Source organism: Streptomyces sp. NPDC027672 (genome assembly GCF_055566335.1).
Map to the genome: position 1 here is coordinate 36,885 of NZ_JBVHSO010000014.1, position 16,857 is coordinate 53,741.

At 75.3% G+C, this 16,857-nt stretch carries 14 protein-coding genes and 1 riboswitch; of the genes, 7 read left to right on the forward strand and 7 right to left on the reverse strand.

Annotated elements, in window-relative coordinates; translation table 11 throughout:
* The first annotated feature begins 11 nt into the window (after nt 1-11).
* Nucleotides 12-1,796: a glycoside hydrolase family 15 protein gene (locus tag ACZ4SV_RS29090; protein WP_468007715.1), complete on the forward strand. Its 1,785-nt coding sequence runs from the start codon at nt 12-14 to the stop codon at nt 1,794-1,796.
* 5 nt (nt 1,797-1,801) lie between these two features.
* Nucleotides 1,802-2,557: an SDR family oxidoreductase gene (locus ACZ4SV_RS29095; protein ID WP_365879987.1), complete on the forward strand. Its 756-nt coding sequence runs from the start codon at nt 1,802-1,804 to the stop codon at nt 2,555-2,557.
* A gap of 778 nt (nt 2,558-3,335) precedes the next feature.
* Here ACZ4SV_RS29095 and ACZ4SV_RS29100 read toward each other — a convergent pair.
* The 4 genes from ACZ4SV_RS29100 to ACZ4SV_RS29115 form a co-directional block, all read right to left on the reverse strand.
* Nucleotides 3,336-4,139 (reverse strand): enoyl-CoA hydratase/isomerase family protein, encoded by an 804-nt coding sequence (locus tag ACZ4SV_RS29100; RefSeq protein ID WP_468007717.1) that lies wholly within the window; start codon nt 4,137-4,139, stop codon nt 3,336-3,338.
* A 117-nt stretch (nt 4,140-4,256) separates the two neighbouring features.
* Complete coding sequence (locus ACZ4SV_RS29105) at nt 4,257-4,478, reverse strand: helix-turn-helix domain-containing protein (protein WP_004002281.1); 222 nt, start codon at nt 4,476-4,478, stop codon at nt 4,257-4,259.
* 336 nt (nt 4,479-4,814) lie between these two features.
* A complete protein-coding gene (locus tag ACZ4SV_RS29110; protein ID WP_365879991.1) occupies nt 4,815-6,413 on the reverse strand; it encodes an ABC-F family ATP-binding cassette domain-containing protein in 1,599 nt (532 codons plus the stop codon).
* Between the two features lie 127 nt (nt 6,414-6,540).
* The gene (locus ACZ4SV_RS29115; protein ID WP_468007719.1) at nt 6,541-7,203 is read right to left on the reverse strand and encodes a hypothetical protein; all 663 of its coding nucleotides are present in this window, start codon (nt 7,201-7,203) and stop codon (nt 6,541-6,543) included.
* A 1,159-nt stretch (nt 7,204-8,362) separates the two neighbouring features.
* Between ACZ4SV_RS29115 and ypfJ the strand changes: the two genes are divergently transcribed.
* Both ypfJ and ACZ4SV_RS29125 read left to right on the forward strand, forming a co-directional pair.
* On the forward strand, nt 8,363-9,253 hold the full coding sequence (gene ypfJ / locus ACZ4SV_RS29120; RefSeq protein WP_468007721.1) for a KPN_02809 family neutral zinc metallopeptidase: 891 nt from the start codon (nt 8,363-8,365) through the stop codon (nt 9,251-9,253).
* Nucleotides 9,254-9,294: 41 nt separating this feature from the next.
* On the forward strand, nt 9,295-9,708 hold the full coding sequence (locus ACZ4SV_RS29125) for a VOC family protein (protein ID WP_365883418.1): 414 nt from the start codon (nt 9,295-9,297) through the stop codon (nt 9,706-9,708).
* A 16-nt stretch (nt 9,709-9,724) separates the two neighbouring features.
* Here ACZ4SV_RS29125 and ACZ4SV_RS29130 read toward each other — a convergent pair whose 3' ends face one another.
* The 3 genes from ACZ4SV_RS29130 to ACZ4SV_RS29140 form a co-directional block, all read right to left on the reverse strand.
* Complete coding sequence (locus tag ACZ4SV_RS29130) at nt 9,725-11,140, reverse strand: hypothetical protein (protein ID WP_365883417.1); 1,416 nt, start codon at nt 11,138-11,140, stop codon at nt 9,725-9,727.
* A 271-nt stretch (nt 11,141-11,411) separates the two neighbouring features.
* Nucleotides 11,412-12,539: an alpha/beta hydrolase gene (locus ACZ4SV_RS29135; protein WP_468007874.1), complete on the reverse strand. Its 1,128-nt coding sequence runs from the start codon at nt 12,537-12,539 to the stop codon at nt 11,412-11,414.
* A 230-nt stretch (nt 12,540-12,769) separates the two neighbouring features.
* Entirely contained in the window at nt 12,770-13,561 is a 792-nt protein-coding gene (locus ACZ4SV_RS29140; RefSeq protein WP_468007724.1) for a class II aldolase/adducin family protein, read from the reverse strand.
* A 446-nt stretch (nt 13,562-14,007) separates the two neighbouring features.
* Between ACZ4SV_RS29140 and ACZ4SV_RS29145 the strand changes: the two genes are divergently transcribed.
* The 3 genes from ACZ4SV_RS29145 (at nt 14,008) to ACZ4SV_RS29155 (ending at nt 16,479) form a co-directional block, all read left to right on the forward strand.
* Nucleotides 14,008-14,766, forward strand: a complete 759-nt coding sequence (locus ACZ4SV_RS29145; RefSeq protein WP_468007876.1) for a lysozyme — start codon at nt 14,008-14,010, stop codon at nt 14,764-14,766.
* 143 nt (nt 14,767-14,909) lie between these two features.
* Complete coding sequence (locus ACZ4SV_RS29150) at nt 14,910-16,217, forward strand: inorganic phosphate transporter (protein ID WP_397948204.1); 1,308 nt, start codon at nt 14,910-14,912, stop codon at nt 16,215-16,217.
* Between the two features lie 34 nt (nt 16,218-16,251).
* Nucleotides 16,252-16,479, forward strand: a complete 228-nt coding sequence (locus ACZ4SV_RS29155) for a hypothetical protein (RefSeq protein WP_468007726.1) — start codon at nt 16,252-16,254, stop codon at nt 16,477-16,479.
* Between the two features lie 190 nt (nt 16,480-16,669).
* Nucleotides 16,670-16,810, forward strand: a riboswitch (cobalamin riboswitch).
* The last annotated feature ends 47 nt before the right edge of the window (nt 16,811-16,857 follow it).

Genomic DNA, 16,857 nt, shown 5'->3' on the forward strand with positions numbered 1-16,857 from the left:
AACCGCACCTCGTGAACGCGCGCATCGACGACTACGCCCTCATCGGGGACGAGCAGACCGCGGCCCTGATCGGCAAGGACGGCTCGATCGACTGGCTGTGCCTGCCGCGCTTCGACTCCGGTGCCTGCTTCGCCCGGATGCTGGGCGACGAGGACCACGGCCACTGGCGGATCGCGCCCCGGGGAGCACAGGTGTGCACGCGCCGGTCCTACCGGAGCGACACGCTCGTCCTGGACACCGAGTGGGAGACCGCCGACGGCACGGTCCGGGTCACCGACTTGATGCCGCAGCGCGAGCGCGCCCCGGACGTCGTACGGATCGTGGAGGGCGTGCGCGGCCGGGTCACCGTCCGCAGCACGCTGCGCCTGCGCTTCGACTACGGCTCGATCACCCCGTGGATGCGCCGCGCGGACGGCCACCGGGTGGCGGTCGCGGGCCCGGACTCGGCCTGGCTGCGCACCGAGCCGGCCGTGCCCGCCTGGGGTGAGGACTTCGGCACCCACGCGGAGTTCACCGTCGGCGCGGGCGACCGGGTCGCGTTCGTGCTCACCTGGCATCCCTCGCACGAGAGGCGTCCGCCGCTGATCGACCCGTACGAGGCGCTGGCGAGCAGTGTCGCCGACTGGCGGCGCTGGGCCCGGCGGTGCCGCTACGACGGCCCGTACCGGGACGTGGTCGTCCGCTCCCTGATCACCCTCAAGGCCCTCACCTACGCCCCGACCGGCGGGATCGTCGCCGCCGCGACCACCTCGCTGCCGGAGAAGCCGGGCGGTGTGCGCAACTGGGACTACCGGTACTGCTGGCTGCGCGACTCCACCCTCACCCTCGGCACGCTCCTCGCCGCCGGTTACCTGGAGGAGGCCGAGGCCTGGCGGGACTGGCTGCTGCGCGCGGTCGCCGGCGACCCGGCCGACCTGCAGATCATGTACGGCGTCGCGGGCGAACGGCGGCTGCCGGAGACGGAACTGCCGTGGCTGCCCGGTTTCGCCGGCTCCTCGCCCGTCCGCATCGGCAACGGCGCCGTCGACCAGCTCCAGCTCGACGTGTACGGCGAGGTGATGGACTCGCTGTCGCTGGCCCGCGCCTCCGGGCTGTCCACGAAGCCGCACATGTGGGCCCTGCAACGCTCGCTGATCACGTTCCTGGAGTCCGCGTGGCGCCAGCCGGACGAGGGGCTGTGGGAGGTGCGGGGCGGCCGGCGGCACTTCGTGCACTCCAAGGTGATGGTGTGGGTGGCCGTCGACCGGGCCGTGCGGACGCTGGAGGCGCACCCCGAGCTGAGCGGCGATCTGGCGGGCTGGCGCCGGTTCCGGGACGAGGTGCACCGGGAGGTGTGCGAGAAGGGCTACGACCCGGAGCGGAACACCTTCACCCAGTACTACGGCTCCCGGGAGCTCGACGCCGCGCTGCTGCTGATCCCGCGCGCCGGATTCCTGCCGCCGGACGACCCGCGTGTGGTCGGCACGGTCGACGCGATCCGCGGCGACCTCGGGCACGGCGGCTTCCTGCGCCGCTACGACACCGAGGACTCGGAGATCGACGGGCTGCCGGGCGGCGAGGGCGCCTTTCTGGCCTGCTCCTTCTGGCTGGCCGACGCGCTGTACCTGACCGGCCGCGCGGCGGAGGCCCGCGAGCTGTTCGGCCGGCTGGTGGAGCTGTGCAACGACGTGGGGCTGCTGGCCGAGGAGTACGATCCGGCGGCCGGCTGCCAGTTGGGCAACTTCCCGCAGGCGTTCAGCCACGTCGGCCTGGTGAACACCGCCCTCACGCTGTTCGGCGGGGAGCGGGCAGTATAGGGGCCATGGATCTTGGACTGAAGGACCGGGTGTACGTCGTCACCGGAGCCACCCGGGGACTGGGCAACGCCGTCGCGCGGGAGCTCCTCGCCGACGGGGCGAAGGTGGTGATCACCGGCCGGGACGGGCAGCGGGTCGCCGACGCCGCCGCCGCGCTGGGCCCGGACGCGGTGGGCGTGGCCGTGGACAACGCCGATCCGCAGGCTCCCGAACGGCTGATCGCGGCCGCCCGGGAGCACTTCGGCGGCTTCCACGGCGTGCTGGTGAGCGTGGGCGGGCCGCCGCCCGGGTTCGTCGCCGACAACACCGACGAGCAGTGGCGCGAGGCGTTCGAGTCCGTCTTCCTCGGCGCGGTACGGCTGGCCCGTGCGGCGGCGGCCGAGCTGACGGAGGGCGGGGTCGTCGGGTTCGTGCTGTCCGGGTCGGTGCACGAGCCGATCCCGGGACTGACCGTGTCCAACGGGCTGCGGCCGGGGCTGGCCGGGTTCGCCAAGTCGCTCGCCGACGAGCTGGGGCCGCGCGGCATCCGGGTGGTGGGCGTGCTGCCGGCCCGGATCGACACGGACCGCGTGCGCGAGCTGGACGGGCTGTCCGCCGACCCGCAGGCCACCCGCACCGCGAACGAGTCACGGATTCCGCTGCGCCGGTACGGGCGGCCGGAGGAGTTCGGCCGGGTCGCGGCGTTCCTGCTGTCCCCGGCCGCGTCGTATCTGACCGGGATCATGGTCCCGGTCGACGGCGGCATGCGCCACGGCTTCTGACCCCGGCCCACCGGACAGACCGGCCCCCGGCCCGGCCCGCCCGGCGAAAGGCCGCCGGTAGACGGCGGACCGTAACGAGCAGCCCCGCCGGGCCCGGCGGCGAGCGGCGGCGGGCCTTAGGGGACAGCCCTGCCGGGCCGGTCGGCGGGTGGCGGCGGGCCTTAGGGGACAGCCCTGCCGGGCCGGTCGGCGAGCGGCGGGCCAGTAGGCGTCATCCCTGCCGGGCCCGTCGGCGGGTGGCGGGCTGTAGGCGTCTGCCCCGCCGGGCCCGTCGGCGGATGGCGGCGGACCGTAGGGGGCAGACCCGCCGGGCCCGTGGGCGGGTGGCGGGACCTTAGGGGTCAGCCCCTCTGCGCCCGTGGGCGAGCGGCGGGCCCTTAGGCGTCACCCCCGCCGGGCCGCCGGCGGGTGGCGGGCCGTAGGCGTCAGCCCCGCCGAGCCCGTCGGCAAGCGGCGGCGGACCGTAGGGGGCAGCCCCGCCGGCCCGGTCCGCGAGCGGCGGGCCAGTAGGCGTCACCCCTGCCGGGCGGACCAGCAAGCGGTCACTCCCGCCGGGCAGGCCGGCAAGCGCCGGGCCCATAGGCGTCACTCCCGCCGGGCCCGTCGGCAAGCGGCGGCGGACCGTAGGGGGCAGCCCTGCCGAGGCCGTCGGCGGGCGGCGGCCCCGTAGGCGTCACCCCTGCGGGGCCGTCTGCGGGCGGCGGGCCGTAGGGGGCAGCTCTGTCGGGGCCGTCGGGTGGGGTCCTGGTGGGCCGGGGGTGTGGGGTGGGCGCGGGGTTTAGTCGCCGAGGCCGGCCAGGTCGCGCAGGCGTCGGGCCTGGGCGGCGCGCTCGGCGGCGCGCTGCTCGTCGTACGTACGGTCCACGGCGCCGCGCAGCAGCGCCTTGGTCTCCACGACCGCGTCCCGGGGCGCCGCCAGCAGGGCCGCCGCCAGGTCGCGTACGGCGCCGTCGAGTTCCCCGGCGGGCACCGCGAGGTTGGCCAGGCCGCTGGCCACCGCCTCCTCGGCCCCGACGAACCGCCCGGTCGCGCAGATCTCCAGGGCGCGGGCGTATCCCACCAGGCCGACCAGCGGGTGGGTGCCGGTCAGGTCGGGGACGAGACCGAGGCTGGTCTCGCGCATGGCGAACTGGACGTCGTCGGCGACGACCCGCAGGTCACAGCCGAGCGCGAGCTGGAAACCGGCCCCGATGGCATGGCCCTGGACGGCGGCGATGGACACGATGTCGGTCCGCCGCCACCAGGTGAACGCCTCCTGGTATGCGGCGATGGTCGCGTCGAGCGCGGAGTCGTCACGGCGCGCGAGGTCGATGAAGGTCGGCTCGCCCTCGATGCCCTCCGGAGTGAACATCCGACGGTCCAGCCCGGCCGAGAAGGACACGCCCTCGCCGCGCAGCACGACGACCCGGACGGAGCCCGGCAGCAGCCGCCCGGCCTCCGCGAGCGCCCGCCACAGGGCGGGGCTCTGCGCGTTGCGCCTGGCCGGGTTGGTCAGCGTCACCGTGGCGAGCGCGTCGTCGACGGTGAGCCGTACGCCGTCCTTGTCGAGTGCGGGAGCGAGGTCCTGCGCGGACGAAGCCATGGAGTGCCTCCGATGGGTGCGGTCAGCAGAGCTGAGCTAAGTGACTGCACAGTAACCACCCGGCCGGTCGGTCCGCCGACCGGGTGGCCACCATCGAAGCCGATGGGCCGCCCGCAGTCAGGACGAAGCGGCCTTCTTACCGCGGGTCGCCCCGCCACGCCCACGGAGCGTGACGCCCGACTCGCTGAGCATCCGGTGCACGAAGCCATACGAGCGGCCGGTCTCCTCGGCCAGCGCCCGGATGCTCGCACCGGAGTCGTACTTCTTCTTCAGGTCTGCCGCGAGCTTGTCGCGCGCGGCGCCGGTCACCCGGCTGCCCTTCTTCAGAGTCTCGGCCACCCGTGCCTCCTCATGGGAAGTGCGCTCTGGTCTCCTCATGATCACCCCTCCCGCGCCCGATGGCCACCCATTCGGCAAGGTCGGTGAGACATCGTTGTGACGACAGGAGCGGTTCCCCACAACCGGAAGGGGAGATTCCAGCGGTCGGCGGCCGGGGACCCGTGCGGGCGGATTCACGAAGTGCCAGGTCAGGAACGCGAAGCGGCCGACCCCCCGACTGCCGGGGGATCGGCCGGAAAATCCGTGTACGACACACCCCGATACGAGGAGATCTCACACAGATGATGGATCACGGATGGGCCGAATGATCCACCCGTAGTGGATCAGGCCCTACGCTCAGGCCAGGGCGACCAGGTCCGCGTAGCCGGAGCCCCACAGGTCCTCGACGCCGTCCGGGAGCAGGATGATCCGCTCGGGCTGGAGCGCCTCGACGGCGCCCTCGTCGTGGGTGACGAGGACGACCGCGCCCTTGTAGGTGCGCAGCGCGCCGAGGATCTCCTCGCGGCTGGCCGGGTCCAGGTTGTTCGTCGGCTCGTCCAGCAGCAGCACGTTCGCCGAGGACACCACGAGCGTGGCCAGGGCGAGCCGGGTCTTCTCGCCGCCGGACAGGACACCGGCCGGCTTGTCGACGTCGTCGCCGGAGAACAGGAACGAGCCCAGCACCTTGCGGACCTCGACCAGGTCCATGTCCGGGGCGGCCGAGCGCATGTTCTCCAGGACCGTGCGGCCGGGGTCCAGGGTCTCGTGCTCCTGCGCGTAGTAGCCCAGCTTGAGGCCGTGGCCCGGGACGACCTTTCCGGTGTCCGGCTGCTCCACTCCCCCGAGCAGGCGCAGCAGCGTGGTCTTGCCGGCGCCGTTGAGCCCGAGGATGACCACCCGGGAGCCCTTGTCGATGGCGAGGTCGACGTCGGTGAAGATCTCCAGCGAGCCGTACGACTTCGACAGGCCCTCGGCCATCAGCGGGGTCTTGCCGCAGGGCGCGGGCTCCGGGAAGCGCAGCTTGGCGACCTTGTCGGACATGCGGATGTCGTCGAGACCGGAGAGCAGCTTCTCGGCGCGGCGGGCCATGTTCTGCGCGGCGACCGTCTTGGTGGCCTTCGCGCGCATCTTGTCGGCCTGGGCGTTGAGCGCGGCGGCCTTCTTCTCGGCGTTGGCGCGCTCCCGCTTGCGGCGCTTCTCGTCGGCCTCGCGCTGCTGCTGGTAGAGCCGCCAGCCCATGTTGTAGATGTCGATCGCGGACCGGTTCGCGTCCAGGTAGAAGACCTTGTTGACCACGGTGTCCACGAGGTCGACGTCGTGGGAGATCACGATGAAGCCGCCGCGGTAGGACTTCAGGTAGTCCCGCAGCCAGGTGATCGAGTCCGCGTCGAGGTGGTTGGTGGGCTCGTCGAGCAGCAGCGTGTCGGCGTCCGAGAACAGGATCCGGGCCAGCTCGATACGGCGGCGCTGACCGCCGGAGAGCGTGTGCAGCGGCTGGCCGAGCACCCGGTCGGGCAGGTTCAGCGCGGCGGCGATGGTGGCGGCCTCGGCCTCGGCGGCGTACCCGCCCTTGGTGAGGAACTCCGTCTCCTGGCGCTCGTACTGCCGCAGGGCCTTCTCGCGGGTGGAGCCCTTGCCGCTGGCGATCCGCTCCTCGTTCTCGCGCATCTTGCGCAGCAGTACGTCGAGGCCGCGCGCGGACAGGACGCGGTCGCGGGCGAGGACGTCCAGGTCGCCGGTGCGGGGGTCCTGCGGGAGGTAGCCGACCTCGCCGGAGCGGGTGATGGTGCCGGCGGCCGGGATGCCCTCGCCGGCCAGGCACTTGGTGAGGGTGGTCTTTCCTGCGCCGTTACGGCCGACGAGGCCGATGCGGTCGCCCTTGGCGACACGGAAGGTGGCGTTCTCGATGAGGACGCGCGCACCGGCGCGCAGCTCGATACCGGAGGCGGAGATCACGGACAGACTCCAGGGCGATGGTTACCCCTGCTCGAGCGGAGCCGAGCGCTCGGGGGAGGGTTGACGGGTGGGCGGCTGAGGGCGTTCCCGCCGTCTAATGCGCGAGGAGAATGGCCATGGGCCCAGTCTAACGGGGCCGGGCAAGCGGTTTTCCTGCGTGCGGGGGCGCCGGGGACGGGCCGGGCGGCTCGTTTCCCAGCGGGGTGCGGCCGGGCGCGATCCGGCCCAGGTCGTCCAGGGCCACGAGCTGGCCGGTCCAGGCGGTGTCCGCGCACGGCTGGGCGAGGAGCAGGGCGGCGCCCCGCCGCAGCGCGCTCTCGGGCCGGAACGCGCAGCCCGCGCGGGCGGGCAGCACCCAGCGCAGGTCGCCGTCGGCGGTGCGGTACGCGGTGACGCGGTGCGGGGTGACGACGGCGAGGATGCCGTGGCCGAGGGGGCGCAGGACGCCGGTGCCGCCGTGGGCCGGGAGCCACTCGGCCGCGTCGGGCAGGGCGCGGTGCCAGCGCACGGAGCGGCCGTCGGTGTCGGTGAGCAGCCCGTCGTCCCAGAGCGTGATCGCCTCCCCGCGCGCGGGCAGCACGGCCACCGGGCGGTGCCCGGCGCGCGCGTAGCTCCAGCGCAGCGCACCGGTGCGCGTGTCGTAGGCGGCCACGGCCGCTCCCCGCAGCCGGGGCACCCACCCCACGGCGTCCGGCTGCCGGTCGGCGCGCGCGGAGGGCAGGAGCCGGTCGCCGTAGGGCACGGGCCGCAGCTGGTGCGCCGTGCCGAGCAGACAGAGCCCGAGGAGCACCGCGACGGCCCGCCCGGAACACGGCAGCCCGCCCCGAGACGCAACGGCCCGGACCGCCGGCCCCGGCCACGAACGCGCACGGTCACCGGACACCCCGGGCACCCCGGACACCCCGGACGGCCCGGACGGCCCGGCGGTGGGCGCCGGGCGCGGGGCGGGGCCGGGCGCCGGGGAAGGGCCGGGAGCGGGCGCCGGGGAAGGGCCGGGAGCGGGCGCCGGGGAAGGGCCGGGAGCGGGCGCCGGGTACGGGGCGAGGGCGGGCGGCCTTTCCGGGGACGCGGGCGACCCGCCCCAGGCGGGCCCGGGCGCCCGGCCCAAGACGGACACGGGCGGGGCGGCCCGAGACGGTCCGCCCGGGGCAGACGCGGGCAGGCCGCCCGGCGCGGACTGCCCACCCGGCGCAAGCGCGGAGGGGCGGTCCACGGCGGACGCAGGCGCGGGTGGGGGCAGCGCGCCCGGGGCGGACCCGGGCGGCTCACCCACACCGGTCGGCCCACCCGACGCGGGCGCGGGTGCGGGCGGTGCCAGCGGTGCGGACGGGGCGGACGCGGGCGGCCTGCCCGGGACGGGCGGGCCGCCCGAGACGGGCCCGGGCGAGACGGCCCGAGACGGCCCGCCCGGGCCGGACCCGGGTGGCCCGCCCGACACGGACCCGGGCGACTCACCCGACGCCGGCTGCCCACCCGGCGCCGGTGCAGGCGGGCCGACCGGTGTGGGCGCGGGTGGGGGCAGCGCGCCCGGGGCGGACCCGGGCGACTCACCCGACGCGCACTGCCCACCCGGCGCCGGTGCAGGCGGGCCACCCGGTGCGGACGCGGACACGTGCGCGGGCGCAGGCGCGGGCGCGGATGAGCCGTCCAGCGCGGACACGTGCGCGGGTGCGGGCGGGCCGACCGGTGTGGGCGCGGGCGTGGGTGGGCCGACCGGCGCGGGTGCGGGTGGTGGGGAAGTTCGGTGGGGTGGTGCGGGCACCTCTCCCCCTTCGCTGTCCACGGGTACGGCTCAGCCGCAGCGTAACGACGCCCGGTGGCCGGGGCCCGGCGCCGGGTCCGGGTGGGCGGGGAAGTCCCTCGCCCGGGTGTTCGCCGGTGGCGGGGGTAACGGAACGGGGTAAGGATGTACCGGTTCCGGAGGGACCGCGGTCGGAAGGCGGTAGCGCGTGCAGTTCGACGACGACGCTGATCTGGACACCTCCGAGGTGCGGGATGTGCGCGGCAGCCGCATCCCCGGCGGCCGGGCGACCGTCGGAGGCGGTGTCGTCGGTCTGATCGCCCTGCTGCTGGGCCTCTTCTTCGGCATCGGACCGGACCAGCTCGGCCTGTCCTCCGGCGGTGACCAGGCCGCGCCGAGCGCCTCCTCCCTCGACCAGGTGGAACGGTCGTGCCGTACCGGCCGGGACGCGAACAGCAGGGACGACTGCCGGGCGGTCGCGGTGGTGAACAGCGTCCAGGACTACTGGGACCAGGAGCTGCGGCGGCGCGGCCGGACGTACGACACCGCGCCGACGGTGCTCTTCAGCCAGCGGATCGGCACCGCGTGCGGCACCGCGAGCTCGGCGGTCGGGCCGTTCTACTGTCCCGGCGACCGCAGGGTCTATCTGGACCTCGGCTTCTTCGAAGAACTGCGGACCCGGTTCGGCGCCACCGGCGGGCCCTTCGCGCAGGCGTACGTGATCGCGCACGAGTACGGGCACCACGTGCAGGACCTGCTGGGCGTGCTCGGCCGCTCCCAGGACGGGCTGACCGGCGAGAACAGCGGCTCGGTGCGCACGGAACTGCAGGCGGACTGCTACGCCGGCGTGTGGGCGCGGCACGCCACGACCACGCCCGACGAGTCGACCGGGCGCCCGCTGATCACCAGCCTGTCGGCCGCCGACATCGAGGACGGGCTGAACGCCGCCGCGGCCGTGGGCGACGACCGGATCCAGGAGCGGTTCCAGGGCCGGGTGACGCCGGAGACCTGGACGCACGGGTCGGCGCGGCAGCGCCAGGACTGGTTCCGGGAGGGCTACCGCACCGGCGACATGGCGCGGTGCGACACGTTCGGCTGAGGCGTCGTCCGGGCCAACCGGGGCGCGAGGGAGTGGTCGGCATGGCGGGCACGGGCGGCGGACGGCCGAGCGTCTACCCCACGCTGCTGTACGCGGACGCGAAGGCCGCGATCAGACAGCTCACCACGGCCCTGGGCTTCACCGAGCTGACGGTGTACGAGACGGAGGACGGCACGGTGCTGCACGCCGAGCTGGTCCAGGGCGGCGGCGCGGTGATGATCGGCTCCAGGGGCCGCGGCGGTCCGTTCGACACGGCGCTGGCGGACGCGGGGCCCGCCGGGGTGTACGTCGTGGTGGACGACGTGGACGCCCACCACGAGCGGGCCGTGGCGCACGGGGTGGAGATCCTGATGCCCCCGACCGACCAGGACTACGGCTCGCGGGACTACCTGGCCCGGGACGTCGAGGGGAACGTCTGGAGCTTCGGGACGTACGCACCCGAGATCGGGAGCTGAGCCGTCCCGCCTCCGGTCATCCCCCGGTGTGCACCTGGAACGCGGCCCGGCGCACGGCCTTGGCCAGGGCCGGGTCCGGGTGGGCGGCGGCGAGCGCGACCAGGACCTGCACGGTGCGCGGGTGGCCGACGGCGCGGACCTCGTCGAGCAACTGGGGCACGGTCGGCTGCACCGCGGACTCCAGGTGCCGGACCAGCATCGGCGCCTCGCCGTGGTCGGCGACGGCGGCGGCGGTGTCCACCCACAGCCAGGTGGCCTCCTCGCGGGTGAGCACCTCGTGGGCGTCCTCCGGGTCGACGCCGTCGTGCTCGGCGAGCCACAGCAGGGCGTACGGCCGCAGGACCGGCTCGTCCACGACGGCCCGTACGTCGGGCTCGGCGGGCGCGCCGACGACGCGCAGCGCCTCGAAGGCCAGCCCGCGCAGCAGGGCGTCGTCGCCGCGGGCGGCGGCGACCAGCTCGGTGACGGCGCTGCCGACGGGGCGGGCGGCGAGCCAGGCGCGGTACTCGGCACGGGCGGCGTTGGGGCGGAGCTGGGCGCAGCCGCGGAGCATGTCCTCGGCGGACTGCTCGATGTTGCCGGCCGGGCTCTGCGCGGCCACGCAGATCTGCTCCAGCTTGACCCACACCGCCCAGCTGCCCAGCGGGGTGAGCGTGGCCTGCCCGGAGCCGTAGGTGAGGGCGCCGACCGCGGCGAGGGCTCCCAGCGCCCAGTCGAGCAGGGGCGCGAGCGGGGCGTCGGCGGGTGCCGGGGCCGCGGGGACGGGGGCGCCGGCCGGCCGGCCGGTGCCGGGCTCGTAGGCGACCTCGCAGCGTTCGGTGCGCAGTTCGGTGACCCGCTGCTGGAGCAGGTCGAGCAGTTGCTCGACGGGGACCGGCCCGGCGGACAGCTGGAGGAGGGAGAGCACCTGGGGCATGGCCGAGACGACCTCGGCGACGGCGGCCGGTTCGTGCCCGTCCGGTTCGGGACAGGCGAGCGACCAGGCGTCGAAGAGGGCGACCCAGCCGCGCAGTACGGCGCTGTCGTCGCGGTCCCAGGCGCGCAGCCGCCAGCCGGGGCGGGCCCGGTCGCCGTGCACCTCGACCAGTCCGGCGAGGCGGGCGGTGTCCCAGTCGGCGCAGATCTGATCCGCGCTCAGGCCGAGGTCGGCGGCGGCGCGTTCGGCGGTCGCGGCGGACAGGGTGGCCTTGCCGTCGGCGGTGGCGCCGTCGCGGCCGGGGCCGAGGGCGGCGTCGGCCCAGCGGGCGACGCGGACCGCGCCGGCCAGTTGGGCGCGGGCCATTCCGGCCAGTTCCGCGGGGGCGGGCGTGCCCTCCGGCGGCCGGGGCGCGGGGCGGCGCGGGCGCCGCTGGTCCACGGCTCTGGGGGCGGCGGCCAGGGGTCGAGAACGGACGAGTCGGAGCCTGGAGTCGCGCGGGATACGGGACGTCACGGGTGCAGTCTTCCGGTTGACGGTCCGAAAACCCAAACGGAATGTCACGGCGGGCGACGGGACTGGCCAACGCACGGCGTCCGAGAGGGGCGGGACGGGCGTGATCCGGCCAGCCGCACCGCCTTGCCGGCCGTAAGCGGAATGCCGCTCACCGGCGCCGCGGACCGTGGCACCGGGTGCCGCGCCGACGGCCTCCCGGCCCGCCGCCGAAGGGGCCGGGAGGCGGGGCCGGGAGGCGGTGGCCGGCGGCGGTGCGGGCCGGGGCCGCCGGTCACATCAGCGGGGTCAGGAAGCGGCGCAGCCGTTCCTCGTACTCCTCGGGGTCCGCGTTCCACATCGCCGCGTGCGGGGCGTGCGGGACGGTGTGCAGGGCGACGAGGTCGGGGCGGCGCCGGGCCAGCCGGCGGGAGTACTCCCATGGGGCGACCTCGTCGTCCGGGCCGTGGACGACCAGGGCGGGGACCCGGAGCCGGTCGGTCCAGGCGGCCTCCGCGGCCCGGTCGGCGTGCAGTCCGGCCCGGCCTTGCGCGGCCCGCACGGCGAGCGGCAGCAGCGGCCTCGGGGTGTGCCGGGCCCTGGCCAGGGCGCGCAGCGTGGCCGCCCAGCCGAGCACCGGCGAGTCCAGGACCAGCCCGGAGACACGGTCGCGCAGCGCGGAGTGCGCGGCGGCGCGCAGGACCATCGTGGCGCCGGTGGACCAGCCGAGCAGGACGACCCGGCGGGCGCCGTAGCGGACGGCGTAGCGGATCGCCGCCTCGACGTCCCGCCACTCGGTCTGGCCGAGGTGGTTGAGGCCGTCCGGCGGGCGGGGCGCGCCGAGGTCGCCGCGGTAGGCGAGGGCGAGGACCGGCAGCCGGCGGCCGTGCAGGAAGCCCATGACGTTCAGGGCGTGTTCCCGGGTGGTGCCGAGCCCGTGCACGGCGATCACCCAGGTGTCCCGGTGGCCGGGCACGAACCAGGCGGGCAGCGCGCCGAGTTCGCCGGGCACGTCGACGTCGGCGTGGTCGAGGCCGAGGGCACTGGCGGGGTTGCCGACGTACAGGTTGGGGGTGAGCCAGGCCGCGTCACCGGCCGCGAAGGTGCCGTGGGTGACGCGGTCCAGGCGCCGTACGACGGTGTCGGCGGTGTGCTCGGCCGACTCCAGGACGGGGCCGACGACCGCGTGCGAGCCGTCGCCGGCCAGGCCGTAGACGCCGGGGCGCAGGGTGGCCAGGTCGCGGGTGAGCGTGATCCCGCCGGCGCCCGTGCCGTGCACGGTGAGCCGGGGCTCGGTGGGCAGCGGGCGGCCCGCGGGCGCCCTGAGCGCGGCGTCGCTGGCGAGCCGGCCGGCGACCACGGAGGCCGTGCCGGCGGCCAGGACGGCGGTGAGTCCGGCGGCGGTCGCCTTGGCAGTGCGCACGGCACCAGTGTCGTGGGGGCCGCGGCCGTCGGCCAGCGGAAGGCCGGCCGGGAGTGACGGGCGGTGGCGGCCGGGCGGGCGGGGCGGCGCCGGCCGGGCGCGCCGGGGCCGGGTGCCGTCGCCGGCCGGGCGGACCAGGCCGGTCAGGGTTTTCAGGTAGGAGGGCAGGGAGCGGGACGGGGCGGGCAGGGGCGTGCGGCGGGGGAACGCGTCGCTGCTCGGCAAAGGGGTCACCTCCGTTGGCCGTACCCCTTCAAGCGTGCCCCGGCCTCCTCCAGTTGTGCCTCGGTCAGCAAAGTCGGTGTCAGACCGGGCACCGCCGACGCCGTCAGCCACAGCCGGCACATCCACTCGAGCTGCGCGGTGCGGTCGTAGGCCTGGTCGAGGGTGTCGCCGTAGGTGACCGTGCCGTGGTTCTGCAGCAGGCAGCCGGAGCGGCCGGCCAGGGCGCGGAGCATGTTCCCGGCCAGTTCGCCGGTGCCGTAGGCGGCGTAGGGCGCGACCCGGACGGGGCCGCCGAGCGCGGCGGTCATGTAGTGCACCGGCGGCAGTTCGGCGACGAGTGTGGAGACGGCGGTGGCGTGCACGGCGTGGGTGTGCACGACCGCGCGGGCGTCGGTGGTGCGGTAGACGGCGAGGTGCATGGGCAGTTCGCTGGTCGGGCGGAGCGTGCCGAGCACCTGGCGGCCGGTGAGGTCGACGCCGGTGAGATCGGCGGGCGTGAGCCGGTCGTAGGGCACGCCCGAGGGGGTGACCAGCACGAGGTCGCCGAGGCGGGCGGAGACGTTGCCGGAGGTGCCGACCACCAGCCCGTCGGCGACCGTCCGGCGCGCCGTAGCGACCAGCTCCGTCCAGAGCCGCGCCACGTCCGGCGGTACGTCCTGCCGTGCCACGTCCGGCGGTAGGTCCTGCCCTGCCGCGACCGGCGGTACGTCCTGCCCTGCCGCGTCCGGCGGTACGTCCTGCCGGCCGTCGTCCGTGTGCCGCCGTCCGTCGTCCGTGTTCTGTCGCCGTTCAGCCATGTGCCGATCCTGCCAGCCGGCCGCCGGACGGGCGGGGTCGGCCGAACGGGCTGATTCCGGTGCGAAACGCCTGAAATCTGCCCACATCGCGTGACCGACCGGCCTTCAATGATCCCGCTTGCCCACGGGGCGACCGCCGCCCGTGCGGGCGAGGGGCGCCCGAAGTCCGCCACCCCGGGAGACGCATGCCCCGCGACCACACCCTTGCCCGCCGCCGCGCCGGTGTCCTGGCGACGGCCACGGTGGTGGCCCTCGCCGTCACGGGCACCGCCACCGCGTCGGCCGGGCCGCCGGTGCCCGCCGAGGCTCCGGTGCCCGCCGAGGCTCCGGTGGCCCCCGGGGCGACGGTGACTCCCAAGGTTCCGACTCCCGAGGCGAGAGTGACGGCCAAGGCGGCGGCCCCCGAGGCGAGAGTGACAGCCAAGGCGGCGGCCCCCGCGGCCGGGGTGACCGCCGGGGCCACGGTGACGGCGGGCGCCCGGCCGGCGGCCGGGTTCCCGGGGCCGGCCGGGCCCGCGGAGCGGACCGGGTCGCTGCGGGCGCAGTCCCCGGCGGCCAAGCTGCCGAAGGGGCCCAGGGGCCATGACGTCTCCTCGCACCAGAAGCGCGTGAACTGGCCGGCCGCCCGCTCCAAGGGCGCGCGGTTCGTCTACGTCAAGGCGACCGAGTCCACGACCTACCGCAATCCCTACTTCTCCGGGCAGTACACCGGCGCCCGTGACGCCGGGCTGCTGCGGGGCGCGTACCACTTCGCCCTGCCGGACCGGTCCTCGGGCACCCGGCAGGCGGCGTACTTCGTGGAGCACGGCGGCGGCTGGCGGGCGGACGGCTGGACGCTGCCGCCGGCGCTCGACATCGAGTACAACCCGTACAGCGCGACGCGCCGGTGCTACGGGCTGGGCAAGGCGCAGATGGTCCGCTGGATCCGCGCGTTCAGCGACGAGGTCAGGCGGCGGACGGGCCGGCGCCCGGTGATCTACACGACGACGCAGTGGTGGAAGCTGTGCACCGGCAACAGCCGTGCCTTCTCCAAGAACCACCCGCTGTGGATCGCCCGGCACGGCACCTCCCGGCCGGGCACGCTGCCCGGCGGCTGGCAGTACTGGACGTTCTGGCAGTACGGCGCGGCGGGCACGCTGCCGGGTGACCAGAATCTCTTCAACGGGACCCTGGACCGGCTGCGGATCTTCGCCCGGGACCGGTAGCCAAGGGGCGCCCGGCCCGACGGCGCGAAGCGGAACCCGGGGCACGTGTTTCGGACACGCATGCGCCCGTCCCAGTTCATCTTCCGTTCACCCAGCTTGCCTACGTTCGACCAGCCAACGACCTCGAACGATTGCCTGGGTAAATGGAAAGCTTCTCGCTGATCCTCGCGATTGTGGTGGTAACCGCTCTCGCGTTCGATTTCACGAACGGTTTCCACGACACCGCCAACGCGATGGCCACCACCATCAGCACAGGCGCCCTGAAGCCCAAGATCGCGGTGGCCATGTCCGCCGGCCTCAATCTTGTGGGCGCCTTCCTCTCCGTGGAGGTCGCGAACACGATCTCCAAGGGTCTCGTCGACGAGAGCGGCATCCGTCCCGAGGTCATCTTCGCCGCCCTGGTGGGCGCGATCCTCTGGAACCTGCTGACCTGGCTGGTGGGCCTGCCCTCCAGCTCCTCGCACGCCCTGATGGGCGGCCTGGTGGGCGCCACCGTCGCCTCCGCCGGCTTCGGCGCCGTCCACGGCGAGGTGCTGGTCACCAAGGTGCTGCTGCCGGCCGTCGCCGCGCCGGTCGTGGCGGGCCTCGCCTCGCTGCTGGCCACCCGCCTCTCCTACGGCATCGGCGGCGGCGCCGACGACCAGGCCACCCGCAAGGGCTACCGCGCCGGCCAGATCGCCTCCGCCGGCCTGGTCTCCCTCGCCCACGGCACCAACGACGCCCAGAAGACGATGGGCATCATCACCCTCGCCCTGATCGCGGGCGGCGCCATCAGCCCCGGTTCCAACCCTCCCACCTGGGTGATCCTCTCCGCGGGTATGGCCATCGCGCTCGGCACCTACATCGGCGGCTGGCGGATCATCCGCACCATGGGCACCGGTCTGACCGACCTGGAGCCGCGCCAGGGCTTCGCCGCGCAGACCAGCGCCGCGACCGCCATCCTGGCCTCCTCCCACCTCGGCTTCTCCCTCTCCACCACCCATGTCGTCTCCGGCTCGGTGATGGGCGCGGGGCTCGGCCGCAAGGGCGGCGTGGTCCGCTGGTCCACCGCGACCCGCATGGCCGTCGCCTGGGTGCTCACCCTGCCGGCCGCCGCGCTGGTCGGCGCGGGCGCCGAGGCCGTCACCGGCCTGGGTGACGGGGGCACCGCCGCCGTCGCCGTCTTCCTGGTCGCCGCGAGCGCCGCGATCTGGAAGATCTCCCGCCGCGAGGTCGTCGACCACACCAACGTGGTCGCCGGGACCGAGGAGCCGGCCGGTGTGGTCACCACCGCCATCGCCGCGGTGACCCCGCCGCCCGCCGGCACGGTCACCGCCCACGTGCCGGCCCAGGCCGCCGGGAGCCTGACGGCCAGGGTCACCACGGACCTGACGCCCGCCGGTCTGACGGCCACGATCCCCGCCCCGGCAGCCGAGCCGGCCCCGGCCGTCCCGCCGGCCGCCACGGTCTGACCCCGAGCACCCGGTTACTGAAGGAAGCATCCCCATGACAATCGACTGGGCGGCCCTCGGCTCCGTCTTCGGCGTCAGCGTCGCGTTCACGGTGGGCGTGGTGGCGCTGTTCACCCTCGGCATCAACGGCCTGTCCCGCCGCGAGCGGGCCGCGGCCCAGGGCGGTTCCGCCGCCTTCGCCGTCACCGGCGCCTACGTCTGCTTCGCGGCCTGCGCGGCGGCGGTGGCCTACGGCATCCACCTGATCACGGCCAAGGGCTGACCGCCGGTCCCCGGTCCCCGGTCCGCGCCCAGCGCCCCCGTTCGCCCCGTTCTTCCCGTACGCCCCGCTGAACCGGCGGGGCGTACGCGTGCTCGCGGGGCCCGTGCGGCAGGGCGCCCGCAGCCGTCCGGCACCCCGGCGATGTGGGCCTCAGCACAGTCGGGCATCCCAGGTCAAAGGCGAGTTGACGGCCGTTCCGGGCGCGTGGTGGACTGCCCAGGCCATCTACGGCGGCAGGAGAGGAAGCCGGTGCGAATCCGGCGCGGTCCCGCCACTGTCACCGGGGAAGAACCCCCGGGAGCCAGGAACTCTCACCGCCGATTTCGTCGAACCAGGGCGTGGACACCCTGAGTGAGGACATGAATCGCCATGCTCGGC

What these genes read in the sequence shown, in the direction of transcription:
- ACZ4SV_RS29095 (WP_365879987.1), top strand. Translation starts at nt 1,802, where the DNA reads ATGGATCTTGGACTGAAGGACCGGGTGTACGTCGTCACCGGAGCCACC.
- ACZ4SV_RS29100 (WP_468007717.1), bottom strand. Translation starts at nt 4,139, where the DNA reads ATGGCTTCGTCCGCGCAGGACCTCGCTCCCGCACTCGACAAGGACGGC.
- ACZ4SV_RS29125 (WP_365883418.1), top strand. Translation starts at nt 9,295, where the DNA reads ATGGCGGGCACGGGCGGCGGACGGCCGAGCGTCTACCCCACGCTGCTG.
- ACZ4SV_RS29140 (WP_468007724.1), bottom strand. Translation starts at nt 13,561, where the DNA reads ATGGCTGAACGGCGACAGAACACGGACGACGGACGGCGGCACACGGAC.
- ACZ4SV_RS29150 (WP_397948204.1), top strand. Translation starts at nt 14,910, where the DNA reads ATGGAAAGCTTCTCGCTGATCCTCGCGATTGTGGTGGTAACCGCTCTC.
- ACZ4SV_RS29155 (WP_468007726.1), top strand. Translation starts at nt 16,252, where the DNA reads ATGACAATCGACTGGGCGGCCCTCGGCTCCGTCTTCGGCGTCAGCGTC.